The sequence below is a fragment of the Labilibacter marinus genome (assembly GCF_001659685.2).
GTDB lineage: Bacteria > Bacteroidota > Bacteroidia > Bacteroidales > Marinilabiliaceae > Saccharicrinis > Saccharicrinis marinus.
Genome location: NZ_LXYE02000019.1, coordinates 53,005 through 67,368, shown reverse-complemented (window position 1 = coordinate 67,368; position 14,364 = coordinate 53,005). Strand labels below are relative to the sequence as shown.

At 35.4% G+C, this 14,364-nt stretch carries 14 protein-coding genes; 10 read left to right on the top strand and 4 right to left on the bottom strand.

The features are described 5' to 3' along the window. Positions 1–3: 3 nt before the first annotated feature. Genes A8L32_RS08330 through A8L32_RS08310 form a run of 5 tightly spaced genes read left to right on the top strand, consistent with a single transcriptional unit; the run spans position 4 to position 6,623 of the window. Positions 4–2,988, top strand: coding sequence for a Fe-S-cluster-containing hydrogenase (locus tag A8L32_RS08330; RefSeq protein ID WP_075590330.1), 2,985 nt, complete (start codon positions 4–6; stop codon positions 2,986–2,988). Beyond that, complete coding sequence (gene nrfD / locus A8L32_RS08325) at positions 2,988–4,367, top strand: NrfD/PsrC family molybdoenzyme membrane anchor subunit (protein ID WP_075590329.1); 1,380 nt, start codon at positions 2,988–2,990, stop codon at positions 4,365–4,367. Before A8L32_RS08330 ends, nrfD begins: the two co-directional genes overlap by 1 nt. Next, positions 4,357–4,896, top strand: coding sequence for a DUF3341 domain-containing protein (locus A8L32_RS08320; protein ID WP_075590328.1), 540 nt, complete (start codon positions 4,357–4,359; stop codon positions 4,894–4,896). Before nrfD ends, A8L32_RS08320 begins: the two co-directional genes overlap by 11 nt. After that, a complete protein-coding gene (locus A8L32_RS08315) occupies positions 4,889–6,061 on the top strand; it encodes a hypothetical protein (protein ID WP_075590327.1) in 1,173 nt (390 codons plus the stop codon). Before A8L32_RS08320 ends, A8L32_RS08315 begins: the two co-directional genes overlap by 8 nt. After that, on the top strand, positions 6,045–6,623 hold the full coding sequence (locus A8L32_RS08310) for a c-type cytochrome (RefSeq protein WP_075590326.1): 579 nt from the start codon (positions 6,045–6,047) through the stop codon (positions 6,621–6,623). The genes A8L32_RS08315 and A8L32_RS08310 overlap by 17 nt, the downstream gene beginning before the upstream one ends. Before the next feature lie 4 nt (positions 6,624–6,627). Here A8L32_RS08310 and A8L32_RS08305 read toward each other — a convergent pair whose 3' ends face one another. Next, a complete protein-coding gene (locus A8L32_RS08305; protein WP_075590325.1) occupies positions 6,628–7,305 on the bottom strand; it encodes a hypothetical protein in 678 nt (225 codons plus the stop codon). 109 nt (positions 7,306–7,414) lie between these two features. After that, a complete protein-coding gene (locus A8L32_RS08300; RefSeq protein WP_075590457.1) occupies positions 7,415–8,026 on the bottom strand; it encodes an NUDIX hydrolase in 612 nt (203 codons plus the stop codon). A gap of 7 nt (positions 8,027–8,033) precedes the next feature. On the opposite strand from A8L32_RS08300, the gene pyrE reads away from it, so the two are divergent. Continuing rightward, positions 8,034–8,666, top strand: a complete 633-nt coding sequence (pyrE, locus tag A8L32_RS08295) for an orotate phosphoribosyltransferase (RefSeq protein ID WP_075590324.1) — start codon at positions 8,034–8,036, stop codon at positions 8,664–8,666. Between the two features lie 65 nt (positions 8,667–8,731). Beyond that, on the top strand, positions 8,732–9,142 hold the full coding sequence (locus A8L32_RS08290; protein WP_075590323.1) for an SRPBCC family protein: 411 nt from the start codon (positions 8,732–8,734) through the stop codon (positions 9,140–9,142). On the opposite strand, the gene A8L32_RS08285 is transcribed toward A8L32_RS08290, so the two are convergent. After that, the gene (locus tag A8L32_RS08285) at positions 9,120–9,884 is read right to left on the bottom strand and encodes a biotin--[acetyl-CoA-carboxylase] ligase (protein WP_075590322.1); all 765 of its coding nucleotides are present in this window, start codon (positions 9,882–9,884) and stop codon (positions 9,120–9,122) included. The genes A8L32_RS08290 and A8L32_RS08285 overlap by 23 nt on opposite strands. Positions 9,885–10,047: 163 nt before the next feature. Here A8L32_RS08285 and rsfS point away from each other — a divergent pair, with 163 nt between their 5' ends. The 3 genes from rsfS to A8L32_RS08270 all read left to right on the top strand — a co-directional run bounded on the left by rsfS (position 10,048) and on the right by A8L32_RS08270 (position 13,484). Continuing rightward, positions 10,048–10,422, top strand: coding sequence for a ribosome silencing factor (rsfS, locus tag A8L32_RS08280; protein WP_143525039.1), 375 nt, complete (start codon positions 10,048–10,050; stop codon positions 10,420–10,422). Between the two features lie 21 nt (positions 10,423–10,443). Then, positions 10,444–12,498: an ATP-dependent zinc metalloprotease FtsH gene (gene ftsH, locus A8L32_RS08275; RefSeq protein WP_075590321.1), complete on the top strand. Its 2,055-nt coding sequence runs from the start codon at positions 10,444–10,446 to the stop codon at positions 12,496–12,498. Between the two features lie 173 nt (positions 12,499–12,671). Continuing rightward, positions 12,672–13,484 carry a phosphatidate cytidylyltransferase gene (locus A8L32_RS08270; RefSeq protein ID WP_075590320.1) on the top strand — a complete coding sequence of 271 codons (813 nt, stop codon included), beginning with the start codon at positions 12,672–12,674 and terminating at the stop codon, positions 13,482–13,484. A gap of 3 nt (positions 13,485–13,487) precedes the next feature. Here A8L32_RS08270 and A8L32_RS08265 read toward each other — a convergent pair whose 3' ends face one another. Continuing rightward, complete coding sequence (locus tag A8L32_RS08265) at positions 13,488–14,264, bottom strand: GNAT family N-acetyltransferase (protein WP_075590319.1); 777 nt, start codon at positions 14,262–14,264, stop codon at positions 13,488–13,490. Positions 14,265–14,364: the final 100 nt, after the last annotated feature.

Sequence of the window (14,364 nt, the reverse complement as noted above, 5' to 3'; positions counted from 1 at the left end):
CGAATGAAATACTGGAAAAGCATAGAAGAATATAACCAAGGGCAAAAAGATGATCACGCCCATTTACCCAATAAAATTCAAGCACAGGAGGCATTAAAATCTAACCGAAGAGATTTTTTAAAATACTTTGGTTTTAGTGTTGCTTCAGCAGCTGTATTAGCTAGTTGTGAGCGACCTGTAAAAAAGGCCATTCCACTGCTTATTCAGCCAGAAGAAGTAAGACCTGGTATCGCCAATTTTTATGCATCTACATTTTATAATGGAGGCGAGGCTGTACCTATTTTAGTAAAAGTAAGAGATGGACGTCCTATTAAAATTGAGGGCAACGATCTTTTTACCTTAACAGAAGGTGGAACGTCTGCTCAGGTGCAAGCCTCCTTATTAAACTTGTATGATGAATCGAGGCCTAAAGTACCTACATTTAATGGTGAAGAAATAAGCTGGGATGAGGCAAATACAAATATTACTACAGGGTTAAAAGCGGTTGGCGAAAATGAGGATATAGTACTTTTAACACCAACAGTTATTAGTCCTACCCAAAAGTCGTTGATTAAAAAGCTTTCTGAGCAGTATCCTAATGTGAAACAAGTTAGCTTAGATGCTTATTCCTATAGTGGAATAAAAGAAGCACATCAGGAATTGCTTGGTGAGTCTATCATTCCGATGATTAACTTCGATAAGGCTCAAGTTATTGTTTCTTTTGGAGCAGATTTCCTTGGCTCATGGTTGATGCCAACGGTGTTTACCAGTCAATATGTTAAAAACAGAAAGTTAGATAAGGGACAAAAGAATATCTCTAAGCATATACACTTTGAAGGTTTTATGTCTTTAACGGGATCTAATGCTGATGATAGATATGTGATTAAACCTTCAGAAGAGGGACGATATATTCTTTCTTTATATAATGAAGTGGCAAAAGGCTTACATCTTTCCTCGCTAGAAAATGGTGGATTTGAGAAGGAAGTTACTAAAGTTGCTGAGGATTTGATTGATGCAAAATCTTCGTCATTAGTTGTATCAGGTTCTAACGATAAAAATATTCAATTGTTGGTAGCAGGTATTAATACAATGCTTGATACTTACAAAGAAATCATTAATGTTCAGTCAACAATAAACTTGTATCAGGGATCTGATAAGGCTTACGCCGATTTTCTGACAGATTGTAATGCAGGTAAAGTAGGAGCAGTAATTTGCTTAGAATCTAATCCTGCATACAATGCTTTAAATGGAGCTTCATTTGTTGAAGCCATTAAAAAAGTTGGTTTGACAGTTAATGTAGCTGCGCAAGGCGAAGAGACCAGTCAATTTTGCCAGTATGTGTTGCCTTCAAGTCATTTCTTGGAATCATGGACAGATGCTGAAATTATTACAGGCATGTATAGTTTAACGCAGCCCGTTATTCAACCTATCTTTAAAACCAAAAGTGTTAACGAAATATTATTAGGTTGGCTTGGTGATTCATCAAATGCATATGATTATTTATATAAGTATTGGGGAGATAATATCATTCCTCAATCAGAAGATGATAATCCATTTTTATCCACATGGAAAAAGACGCTAAGTGCAGGTGTATTAGTTGCCGCAAATTCTGAAAATAAAAGAACATTATCTGAAGTAGATTATTCTTCTACAGGCAAAGAGCTCAGCAAGGAAAAAAGTAATGGCGGATTTGAATTAGTCGCTTATCAATCAGTTCCTGTTGGAGATGGAAAGATGGCGAATAATCCTTGGTTACAAGAGTTGCCCGATCCTGTTTCTCGCGTATGCTGGGATAACTATTATTCAGTATCGCCTAATTTGGCTGATAAAAAGGGATGGAAACAAGGTGATGTAATTTCTATTTCAGATATAGAACTTCCTGTTTTTATACAGCCAGGTAATCATGACGAAGTAATTAGTGTTGCTTTAGGTTATGGTAGAGTCATGGAAGGTCCAAATCCTGAAGTGATTGGTAAAGATGTTAAGCCATTACTTGTAGGTGATGATTCTACAGTAAAATATTATACTTCTGTTGCTAACGTAAAAAGTACAGGAAGTACTTATGAGTTGGCAACTACGCAAACTCATCACTCTATGGAAGGACGTGCTATTGTTCGCGAAACTTCATTGAGTGAATATTTAAAAGATCCAGCATCAGGTAACGAGATGCACGCAGAGATTGAAAAGCTTCATACTTCTTTGTACGATAAACACGAATATAAAGGTCATCATTGGGCTATGTTTATCGATTTAAATTCTTGTACCGGATGTAATGCCTGTGTGGTAGCTTGTTCGGTGGAAAATAATGTGCCAGTTGTGGGAAGAGATGAGGTTCGTCGTTCGCACGAAATGCATTGGTTACGAATTGATAGATATTATACTGAGGCACCAGAAGATCCAAGTAGTTTAAGAGTTGTTCGTCAGCCTGTAATGTGCCAACATTGTGATAATGCACCTTGTGAAAATGTTTGCCCTGTCGCCGCTACCAACCATAGTTCAGAGGGTATTAATCAGATGGCTTATAACCGCTGTATCGGAACTAGATATTGTAATAACAACTGTCCTTATAAAGTACGTAGGTTTAACTGGTACGATTATACAGGAGCAGATGCTATTCCATTCAATCGTGTTGATCCAGCAGGTATGAGTACCGATTTAAAACGAATGGTACTTAATCCAGATGTTACTGTTAGAGCAAAAGGAGTCATCGAAAAATGCTCTTTCTGTATTCAGCGAATCCAAGAGAAAAAATTAGATGCTAAAAAAGAAGGTGAACCATTACAAGATGGCGAAATTCAAACAGCATGTCAACAAGGATGTCCTGCTAAGGCTATCACTTTTGGAGATATGAATGACAAAAATAGTGAGGTTAGCAAAATGATGAGAGATCCACGTAGATATCACCTATTAGAAGAATTGCATACATTACCAAGTGTGGCATATTTAACTAAGGTGAGAAATATTGAAGAGACAAAGAAATCAGAACCTGAACATAAAACGCATAGCTAATGTACGTATCACCATTAAGGGAGCCTTTGGTTACTGGGGCAAAAAGTTATAAAGACGTAACCGATGATATTACAAAACCTATGGAGGGTAAACCCGGCAAACTTTGGTATGTTGGTTTAGCTACAGCATTATTGGCATTGGGTTTTGGAGGATTTGCCATATATGTTACCGTTTGGGAAGGTATTGGAAGTTGGGGATTGAACAGAACCATTGGTTGGGGATGGGGAATCACCAATTTTGTATGGTGGGTTGGTATTGGTCATGCTGGTACTTTTATATCTGCCATCCTACTTCTTTTTAGGCAAAAATGGAGAACCAGTATTAACCGTAGTGCGGAGGCAATGACTATTTTTGCCGTAATGTGTGCTGGACTATTCCCCTTATTACATATGGGACGTTTACCATTGGGATTCTTTGTTTTTCCTTACCCAAATACGCGCGATTTATGGGTAAACTTTAACTCTCCATTATTATGGGATGTATTTGCCATTTCTACCTACTTTACAGTTTCTTTGCTTTTTTGGTATATGGGTTTAATTCCAGATATCGCTTCTATTAGAGATAGACTTAAAGACGGTATAAGAAAGCAAATTTATACAGTACTTAGTTTTGGTTGGACTGGTTCTGCAAGACATTGGTCGCGCCATGAAAGTATGAGTTTGATATTGGCAGGTTTGGCTGCGCCATTAGTGCTTTCGGTACACTCTATTGTAAGTATGGACTTTGCTACCTCGGTTATACCTGGTTGGCATACCACTATATTTCCGCCTTACTTTGTGGCAGGAGCTGTGTTTTCAGGGTTTGCCATGGTACTAACCTTAATGATTATCACACGAAAAGCGCTGAATCTAGAAAACTATATTACCGTTGGTCATGTGGAATCGATGAATAAGGTAATCATCGCAACAGGATCAATTGTTGGTATAGCCTATCTAACAGAGCTTTTTATGGCTTGGTATTCAGGAGTCGTCTACGAACGGTATGCTTTTGTTAATCGAGCCTTTGGTCCTTACTGGTGGGCCTACTGGATAATGATGACGTGTAACGTAATTACACCTCAGCTCTTCTGGTTTAAAAAGATACGACGAAATTTAGCTGCTACTTTTGTGATATCCATTTTCGTGAATATTGGAATGTGGTTTGAACGTTTTGTAATTATTGTAACCTCACTTCATCGAGACTTTCTGCCATCGAGTTGGGCTATGTATTCGCCAACTTGGGTTGAAGTAGGTGTATATATCGGAACCTTTGGTTTGTTCTTTACCATGTTCTTTTTGTTTATCCGTTTTTTCCCAGTAATTGCTATTTCTGAGATAAAGAGTGTATTAAAAAGTTCGGGTGAAAACTTCATAAAGAAAGGAGGTCGAAATGAAAAGTAATAAATTCATAACGGGTGTTTATTGGGATGATAAAGATCTGCTTACGGGAATTAAAGAGATTCAGGATAAAGGGATTTCTATTTTTGATGTAAGAACTCCTTTCCCTGTGCATGGTTTGGATGATGTTCTAAAAATAAAAAGGTCTAGACTGCCTCGATTAGGTTTTATAGCTGGCGCGTTAGGTGGTGTTTTAGCTTTTTATTTTCAGATGTGGGTGTTTACCCAAAGTTGGCCTATTAATTTTGGAGGTAAACCATATTTATCAGTTCCTTCATTTATTCCAGTAACTTTTGAGTTGGCGGTTCTATTTGCTGCAATTTCCTTGGTGTTTGGATTTTTAATACGCTCTGGAATTGGTCCTGGTGCTCCAGTCATCATTTTTGACGAGAGAACAACAGATGATGCTTTTTTAGTGGCTATTCAGGTGAATGATGAAAGTGAAGTTTCTAATATAACAGAGGTGTTGAGTAGTGCAGGAGCAGAAGAAGTAAAACAAGTTGAACCTTCAAAAACAGAGCAAGATGTATAAGGATTTTATCTTTTCTAAAAAGCTAAAGACCACGTTGATGGCGGCAGCCGTTGTTGGATTTGTTCTGACCCTTCTTGGGTATTTTACAGGAGGTGTAGATGGTCATAGGTTTTGGGCAAACATATTACTGAATGGTTTTATGGTTATTGGCCTAACCTTAGGAGCAGGGTTCTTTGTCGCAGTTCATTTAATTGCTGAGTCGGGATGGCAAACTTCTATTCAGCGTATTGCTGAAGCTATTGGTAGTAATATTTGGTTAGGAGCAATTATGATTGTGCCAATATTATTAGGCGCTCATTCATTATATCATTGGACACATACCGAGCATTTAGATCATATTTTACAGATGAAACAAGGCTATTTAAATATGCCGTTCTTCATCCTGAGAATGTTTATTTATTTGGCAGGTTGGATTTTCTTATTTCACAATATCCGCAAAGTGTCACTCATGAGTGATGTAAACCCCGACTTAAAGCTTTTTAATCGCTTACGTACTTTTTCAGGAATATTTATTGTGTTTTTTGCCATTACAAGTTCAACCTCAGCATGGGATTGGTTAATGAGTATTGATGCACATTGGTTTAGTACTTTATATGGTTGGTATACCTTCATAGGAATGTTTGTTAATTCTATTGCGGTTATCATTATCTTTTTGGTTTTGCTTCAAAAAATGGGTTATATGAATCATGTTAATGATGAGCATTTGCATGATTTAGGTAAATATTTGTTTGGCTTTAGTATTTTTTGGGCCTACCTATGGGTATCGCAGTATTTATTAATCTGGTATGCTAACATTCCAGAAGAAACCACTTATTATGTAACTCGCATAAAGGGCTTTGAAACCTTATTCTATGTAAATGTAATAGTTTGTTTTGTAGCGCCTTTCTTTGCTTTAATGGCCAGAGGAACAAAGCGTAAAACAACATGGTTATTTTATACTGCAATTATCGTTTTTCTTGGTCATTGGGTAGATTTATATTTAGCTATCATGCCAGGAGCAGTAGGAGCGGAGCATTCGCATATTGGTTTATTCGAAATAGGATTAAGCGTTCTTTACGTAGCCATATTTGCATTCTTTGTTTTTAAGGCATTAACAAAAGGCAGTTTAGTTCCAGAAAATCATCCATATTTTAAAGAAAGTTTTGACTATGAAAATATTAAATAGACTTATTCTTTTATTGATTGTTAGTATTGCTTTAGTTTCGTGCGATAATGATCGAAATAAGCCTGGTTATAGTTACTTCCCAGATATGGAACAGTCTAGGAGTTACGAAACCTATTCTGAAAATCCTGTTGTAGAGGGAGGAAAAACGAATTTGTTACCTGTTGAGAATAGTATTCCTCGTGGTGTAATACCATATCAGTTTGAAAAAACGGAGGAAAACAGAAAACTAGCAGGAGAAAAATTATTAAACCCATTTATGGGAGAAACACAAGATACTGAAGCTATTATCGAAGGTAAGCGCTTGTATAATATTTATTGTTGGCATTGTCATGGTGATAAAGGCGACGGTAAAGGCTTTTTGTATACAAGTGGGAAGTATGCTTATCCACCAGCTAGTTTATTAGCTGAAAAAGTGACAACCAATCCTGATGGAGAAATGTTTCATGTGATTTCTGTTGGATATGGTGTTATGGGCGCCCATCAAGGACAGATTATGCCAGAAGATAGATGGAAAATCGTTTCCTATATAAGAGAAGGATTAATCAATAAGAGTGTTGAATAAAATACTAAAGCTGAGTAGCTTCATTCTGCTCAGCTTTATCTGTTTGTTTTTTTGCAGTTGGAATTTTATTATTTTCCCTAACTTCTTTCGGGAGTTGATCTAACTGAATTCTTTTTCCATCTTTTGTTGCTAAAATAAAAGAATCTTTAAAGCCCATTTTTTTAATGGTTTTCGAAAAAGTAACAGCTTTTGAGTAATCATCAAACGAACCTAAGGTATACTGGCAAATGCTATCGTACGTTTCCTGATTAATAGCTACTAAATCATCTAAATATTCACTTAGATTAACTTCTTTGTAAGCACCAATTTGCACACGGTATTTATAGCCTTCTTCACCTCTTTCTACAATGTTTTTATCATAAAATTTATGGATACTGTCTCTATACATCACTAAAGTAGTAGATAGTGAACTTTGTTTTTTAGAGAGTAGCTCATATTTTTTAACTAACAATGCATAATCCTTACTTGACGAAGTACTTTTAAAGTTTATAATACCTTTAAAAATTAATACTAAGAATAGTGTGATAAAGAAGAATAACTGAAAGTATAGGGCTTTTCTTAAGTTAGTAATTTTCCCCGATTGTTTTTGACTTATTTTTCTTAAGCGTTGAACCTCTTTGTCTACAGCTTCCTGTCTAAGTCTATTTTTTTTGTTTTCAAATTCAAATTCTTGGGCCGTCATGTGTGTTGTGCTTGCTTGTACTTAATTCTTTTATAAATATAATAAAACGAAACTTGAAATTACATTCTTTGGCAAAATCAGTGGCTGAGTGCAAAAATAGATTAAAAATTTAACTTTCTACTTCAAAAAGTACCTCCTTAATGCTAGGATAGGTATTATCTGTTACTTTTTTAACATTATTTGAGGGAATCCAGCAAGCTTCAGTAATATCTTCCTCTAATTGAGGTTTAGGGATATCGTTTCCTGCATATTCCATTTTATACCAGTATGTCTTTTTTAGGATTAGTTTACCCTTTAAAGTATAAGTATGAAAAGTTGAATTTAAGGGTTTGATAATTTTTAGTGGAGAAATAGCACATTCTTCTTCAACTTCTCGAAGGGCAGTTTCTTCAATCGATTCGCCTTTTTCAGCTTTTCCCTTGGGTAAATCCCAAACGCCCAAACGATGAATAAAAAGAATCTCATTGTTGGAATTGTAAACTACACCACCAGCTGCTGTTATTTGCTTAAAGCAATTACCGAATAATACCATTAATTCATCCAAATCATGATGGTATATAAAGGCCTTTTTAATTTCTTCCTTCTTTTCAAAATTTGTAATAAAATCCTGAAGTTCCTTTGTGTTTGAATATTTGAAAATAGCCCCAAAATCCGGACTAAGATCTCGATCAATATTGTTGGTTAAAAAAACAATTCTATCCTTAAAAAAAACTTTATACATTTGCACCATGGAAAAAGTATCAGAAACTATAGCAAAACAATTGTTGCAAATTAAGGCAATTAAATTGCAACCAACAAACCCATTTACGTGGGCTTCAGGGTGGAATTCTCCTATTTATTGCGACAACCGAAAAACATTATCTTATCCAGAGGTTCGCGATTTTATTAAGTTGAAGTTTGTAGATTTAGTGAATGAATTATATCCAGATGCAGATGTTATTGCTGGAGTTGCAACAGGTGCAATTGCGCAAGGAGCTTTAGTGGCAGATGAGTTAAAAAAACCATTTGTATATGTTCGTTCTTCGCCAAAAGGGCACGGAATGGAAAATTTGATTGAAGGTGATATTGAAGCAGGTAAAAAAGTGGTTGTAGTTGAGGATTTAATCTCAACAGGGGGAAGTAGCCTAAAAGCTGTGGATGCTTTAAGAAAAGCTGGCTGTGAGGTAATGGGAATGGTAGCTATTTTTACATATGGTTTTCAAAAGGCTGTAGATAATTTTACTGAGAACAACGTTCAATTGAATACCCTAAGTGATTATCAAACGTTAATTGAAGTTGCTGCTTCGTCAGGTTATGTATCTGCTGATGATGTGAACGAATTGGGAGCATGGAGAAATGACCCAGCAAGTTGGGGGAAGTAATAAATATATAAAAATATAATGGCTCAATTGGGTTGCTCCCTTTTGAGCTTTTTTTGTTTTAAGATATGACTAAATACGAAAGTGAAATAAAAAAAACTGAGCACCCTGAAGAAAAGGTGTTTTCGTTTATCTCCAACTTTAATAATTTTCAGGAGCTAATTCCCCAAGATAAGATTAAGGACTGGCAAAGTACAGAGGATACTTGTAGGTTTAAGGTAGATGGAATTGGAGATGCAGGATTGAAAATTGTAGATAAGGAACCCTTTAAAACCGTAAAATATTCAACGGATGGAAAGGTGCCATTTAACTTTTATCTGTGGGTTCAGTTAAAGAAAGTTTCTGAAAGTGATACCAGAATTAAGTTGACCTTAAAAGCAGAGTTAAACCCGATGATGAAAATGATGGTGGGTAAGCAAGTCAATAAATTTTTAAATATGTTAGGAGACGCTATTGCTAATTATCAATATCCAAATTAAGTAGGAATTCAACTTCCTTAAAGGCGTAACTACGAATTGTTCCATCTGGAGTTTTTAATTCTAGGTGGCCGTAGTTATTAATTCCGTTAATAGAAGCCTCAAATTTCCCATTCTCATCTTTATACGCGTGTAATCCTACATTTCTATATAGGTGTTTCATATATAAATCATCAAGCTCTATATCTTTGCCTGCTTTAATTTTTTCTATTTGCTCAATAATGCTCGCTAAAATACGAACTAATATCTCATCCAAATTCATAGTTTTATTAAGAATGGATTTTATAGAAATTGGGTTTGGTGCATCGCTAATAAAATTAGTCTGATTAATATTTAATCCAATCCCGATAACGGATTCACTTATTTCGCTTTGGCAAAGTGCATTTTCTATTAATATTCCTCCTACTTTCTTATTGTGATAATATATATCATTGGGCCATTTTATCTTAAATCCTTCTTTGTAAGAGTTAAATACACTAATTATTCCAAGAGCAACCGCTTTTGAAATGATAAATTGGTCTTGGATTTCTACATAGTTAGGTTTGATATATAAGCTAAACGTTAGGTTTTTACCTTTCTCGCTTTCCCATGAATTACCTGCTTGACCTTTGCCTGCAGTTTGATTATCCGTTTGTACAATGGCGTATTCATTTAGGTCAGATGTAAGCTTGAGCTCCTTCAATTTATTGTTGGTAGAAGCAAGTTGTTCGTATTTATATATTTTAAACTGATCCAATGATGACATATGATGTGATTTATTCCGCCATAATGTCACTAAAGTTGGCAGATTGTTTTATAACAGCAAAAGTAGTTAGTAAAAGCGAATATAAAAATGTAGTATCTTCATGTTTTTCTAGTAAATTAGCAGCCTTGTAGTATAAAGTAATCGTAAAAAACATATAAAATTAATGACAATCCAAGAGAATAACTCTGCTGAACAATTGGTAGATGCCGTTGTTGAAGGTATTCAGGAAAAGAAAGGCACAAATATTGCTGTTTTGGACATGCGAGAAATTGACGGAAGTATTTGTCAGTTTTTTGTGATTTGTGATGGGGATAGTAATACCCAAGTAGGTGCCATTGGTGATTCAGTTGAAGATTATATAAGAGAAAAACTGAATGAAAAACCATATCACACAGAAGGAAAAGAAAATGCCGAGTGGATTTTAGTTGACTTTGTGGATGTAGTAGTTCATGTTTTTCAGAGGCCTATCAGAAGCTTTTACAATTTAGAAGAGCTTTGGGCTGATGCAAAACGTACCGACATCGAAAACTTATTTTAGTCAGTTATTTATTTTTAACTAATGAGCGAAGAGCAAAAACAAAAAAACGATCCTTCCAATCAGGGAGGAAATAACTTAAATACAAAGTTTCCTAAATTTAATGGATATTGGATTTACGGCATAGTACTACTATTGCTGATCTCATTCTTTATGGTAAAACAAGATGAGATAGTTAAAAAATTACCCTATAGTCAGTATGTTAATGAGGTATTGCCTTCTGGTGATATTGATATGGTAACCGTTATAAGGAATGAAGGAGTTGTAGAGGTAACTATAAAAAAGGACGCTTTAGATAAGTATAAAGACGAATTTGGAGATAGGTTTTCTGCCCTTACCGAAAAAGGACCTCATTTTAGAGTTGAACTACCTACCATTGATAGTTATGTTGAAGACCATCGAAAGATGGAGGAAGCTAAAAACCTAAATGTTCCACACAAATATGAACAACGCTCAAATTATCTGAACGAGATTCTAGGCTTTATTTGGCCTTTGCTTTTGCTGTTGATTATTTGGATATTCATCTTCCGTAGAATGGGTTCTCAAGGTGGAGGTGCTGGAGGTGGTAACATCTTTAATGTAGGAAAATCCAGAGCTAAGGTTTTTGATAAGGAATCAAATATCAATGTTAACTTTTTGGATGTAGCAGGTTTAGCGGAAGCTAAAACAGAGCTTGAAGAAATCGTTGAATTTCTTAGAAAACCAGAGAAATATACAGATCTAGGAGGTAAAATTCCTAAAGGAGCTTTATTAGTAGGCCCTCCAGGTACAGGTAAAACGTTATTAGCAAAAGCTGTAGCTGGAGAAGCGAATGTTCCTTTCTTTAGTATGTCAGGTTCTGACTTTGTAGAGATGTTTGTTGGAGTAGGAGCTTCTAGAGTTAGAGATTTGTTTAAAAAAGCCAAAGAAAAATCTCCATGTATAGTATTTATCGATGAGATTGATGCGATAGGTAGAGCCAGAGGTAAGAGTGCTAGCATGGGAGCTAATGACGAACGTGAGAACACGCTGAATCAGTTATTAACTGAGATGGATGGTTTTGGAACCAATTCGGGTGTAATTATTCTTGCAGCAACTAACCGTGCCGATATTTTGGATAGAGCATTAATGAGAGCAGGGCGTTTTGATCGTCAGATTCATGTTGAACTTCCGGATATCAAAGAGCGTAAGCAGATTTTTGAAGTGCATTTACGTCCGCTAAAATTAAGCGATGATGTGAAGTCTGATTTCTTATCGAAGCAAACACCCGGTTTCTCTGGTGCTGACATTGCTAACGTGTGTAACGAAGCAGCTTTAATTGCAGCACGTGGTAACAAAAAAATTGTAGAGAAGGAAGATTTCTTGAGTGCTGTTGATAGAATTGTTGGAGGACTTGAAAAGAAGAATAAAATCATCTCCAAAGAAGAGAAAAAAGCAATTGCCTTTCATGAAGCGGGTCATGCTGCTACAAGTTGGTTGTTAGAATACGCTCATCCTTTGGTAAAAGTAACGATTGTTCCTAGGGGAAAAGCTTTAGGTGCTGCTTGGTATTTACCAGAAGAGCGTCAGTTGACTACTACAGAGCAAATTTTAGATGAGATGTGTTCTACACTAGCAGGAAGAGCAGCTGAAGAACTTGAATTTGGTAAGATTTCGACAGGAGCTTTAAATGATCTTGAAAAAGTTACTAAACAGGCTTATGCCATGGTTACTTATTATGGAATGGGTGAGAAGTTAGGTAACATCAGTTATTTTGATTCGAGTGGTCAGAATGAGTATGGTTTTACTAAACCTTATAGTGAGGTGACGGCTCAAGCAATAGATAAAGAAGTAGGTGCAATTATTGAAGAGCAGTATGAGCGTGCTAAAAAGATTCTTATTGAGAATAAAGACAAGCATACTGAGTTAGCTAACCTTCTTTTAGATAGAGAAGTTATTTTTAGTGAAGATCTTGAAAGCATTTTTGGAAAACGTAAAGTGAACAAACACATTGTTCAGTTGGATGAGAATGGAGATGGTGCAGAAGCTAAAGAGAACGATAGTGAAGAGGATAATAAGGACCCAAAAACGGATAATAACGCTTCGGAAGATAAGGCGTAAATTATAAAAAGGTAGTTTGCCTTTCGTAAGATATTAAAGAGGAGCATTTTATGTTCCTCTTTTTTTGTTCTTTACTGTTGAAACAATAGGCTAAATAATTATTGATTTTATTCGATAAAATGAATGTAAATTAGTTTAACTGCTTATTTTTGTAGGGTATAAATATATTACGAATGAACAATTTTTGGCAGCGAGTTTTAACTGGGATATTATTTGTTTTTATTGTAGCTGGAGGAATCTATTATCATGCCTTCTCCTTTTTTCTTGTGTTTTTTTTAGTTGTTGTAGCTAGTATATATGAGTTGCAGGGTTTACTAACAAACGCCAATATCAAGAATAATTTTCTAACCATGTTAAGTGTAGGCGTATTTATTTACCTAGCTAGCTTTCTGGTAAAATCTGGTATTTCCGAACTTTCCATATTCTTTTTAATAGTACCACTAATTTCATTAGTATTTGCTTTAGAATTATTTAAAACAACAGGTAAGCCATTTGAGAGTTTAGGCACTAGTTTGCTTAGTGCATTGTATGTAGGTGCTCCATTTGCATTTTTACACTCATTAGGTTTTCATGATGGTGTTTATAGTTTTAAACTACCTCTAGCTGTTTTTATTTTGGTGTGGATTAATGATACTGGTGCGTACGTATCTGGTGTAACTATAGGTCGCCATAAGTTTTTTGAACGCATCTCACCTAAAAAAACTTGGGAAGGAACCATTGGAGGTTTCATATTTACGCTTATTACGGCTTATGTTTTATCTATATATTGGACAGATCTTAATGTGTCTCAGTGGCTTATTTTTGGAGGTATAACCTCAATAATGGCAGTGTTAGGTGATCTATTAGAATCGATGTTTAAAAGGAGCATAGGAGTGAAGGATTCAGGTTCTATTCTTCCTGGTCATGGTGGCTTTCTAGATCGTTTTGATGCCGTTATTTTTGCTTTGCCAATGGCTGCGTTCTATATCGAGATATTTGTGCGTTAAGCATTATTTTTCTAAGGACTTTGCTAGAAGCTTGTCAAAGCGACTGTCCATGCAAATACTAATATCGGTTGTAATAAACTCACCTTCGTAAAACAAACTAAAAATTGTTGCTGGAGTTGGAGCATTTTGTGCTTCTTCTATAGTCTCGAGCTTAACTACCTCTAAAGGTATGTTACGCTTGTTTGCAGTTTCTTTTAAGGAGTTATGTACATGATATTCTGAAAATGGACAGCGATTACTATAATACACAACTATTCCCTCTTTATTAACCGTAGTAATTGATTTAACACTGTTATTAAAGCAAGGGGTGTTTTCGTTGTTTTTTATTTTCTTCACCAATAGACTAAAGCCTGTAGGCAGCTCTTCAATTATTTCAAATCCTTGTTTTATAAGCCATTTTGTATCACTCATAAAATGAAACTTCTTTGTGCCAACAACGGTTATTAGACCATCTTTCCCTTGAGCTTCTGCATCTTGTAAAGCCAGACTTAATAGTTCTTTGCCATATCCATTCTTTTTATACTTCCCTGAAACCCAAAAGCAATTAATTACCAGATAATTGTTTGCTTTAATTGGAACCCATGCATGTTCGCTAGGGCCATATTCAATAAAAACCTTTGCTCTTTCATCTAACTTTCTAAATGTATAACCAAACTCAAATTGTTCCGATAGCCAAGCCTTTTTTAGCTCGTAACTCTCTTTACATTTTTTATCTGAAAATGCACAAGATATATGTTCGTCTTTAATGTTTGTTTTGTCTAGTTTTATGAAGCCTTCCATTGTATAGCTTATTAGTGTAGATATACATTAAAGGTACGTATATGCACCTTATTATACGAGAAAAGGGTGGAATTATTAAAAACCACCCTTTGCATTTTTA

What these genes read in the sequence shown, in the direction of transcription:
- A8L32_RS08330 (WP_075590330.1), top strand. Translation starts at nt 4, where the DNA reads ATGAAATACTGGAAAAGCATAGAAGAATATAACCAAGGGCAAAAAGAT.
- nrfD (WP_075590329.1), top strand. Translation starts at nt 2,988, where the DNA reads ATGTACGTATCACCATTAAGGGAGCCTTTGGTTACTGGGGCAAAAAGT.
- A8L32_RS08320 (WP_075590328.1), top strand. Translation starts at nt 4,357, where the DNA reads ATGAAAAGTAATAAATTCATAACGGGTGTTTATTGGGATGATAAAGAT.
- A8L32_RS08315 (WP_075590327.1), top strand. Translation starts at nt 4,889, where the DNA reads ATGTATAAGGATTTTATCTTTTCTAAAAAGCTAAAGACCACGTTGATG.
- A8L32_RS08310 (WP_075590326.1), top strand. Translation starts at nt 6,045, where the DNA reads ATGAAAATATTAAATAGACTTATTCTTTTATTGATTGTTAGTATTGCT.
- A8L32_RS08305 (WP_075590325.1), bottom strand. Translation starts at nt 7,305, where the DNA reads ATGACGGCCCAAGAATTTGAATTTGAAAACAAAAAAAATAGACTTAGA.
- A8L32_RS08300 (WP_075590457.1), bottom strand. Translation starts at nt 8,026, where the DNA reads ATGTATAAAGTTTTTTTTAAGGATAGAATTGTTTTTTTAACCAACAAT.
- pyrE (WP_075590324.1), top strand. Translation starts at nt 8,034, where the DNA reads ATGGAAAAAGTATCAGAAACTATAGCAAAACAATTGTTGCAAATTAAG.
- A8L32_RS08290 (WP_075590323.1), top strand. Translation starts at nt 8,732, where the DNA reads ATGACTAAATACGAAAGTGAAATAAAAAAAACTGAGCACCCTGAAGAA.
- A8L32_RS08285 (WP_075590322.1), bottom strand. Translation starts at nt 9,884, where the DNA reads ATGTCATCATTGGATCAGTTTAAAATATATAAATACGAACAACTTGCT.
- rsfS (WP_143525039.1), top strand. Translation starts at nt 10,048, where the DNA reads ATGACAATCCAAGAGAATAACTCTGCTGAACAATTGGTAGATGCCGTT.
- ftsH (WP_075590321.1), top strand. Translation starts at nt 10,444, where the DNA reads ATGAGCGAAGAGCAAAAACAAAAAAACGATCCTTCCAATCAGGGAGGA.
- A8L32_RS08270 (WP_075590320.1), top strand. Translation starts at nt 12,672, where the DNA reads ATGAACAATTTTTGGCAGCGAGTTTTAACTGGGATATTATTTGTTTTT.
- A8L32_RS08265 (WP_075590319.1), bottom strand. Translation starts at nt 14,264, where the DNA reads ATGGAAGGCTTCATAAAACTAGACAAAACAAACATTAAAGACGAACAT.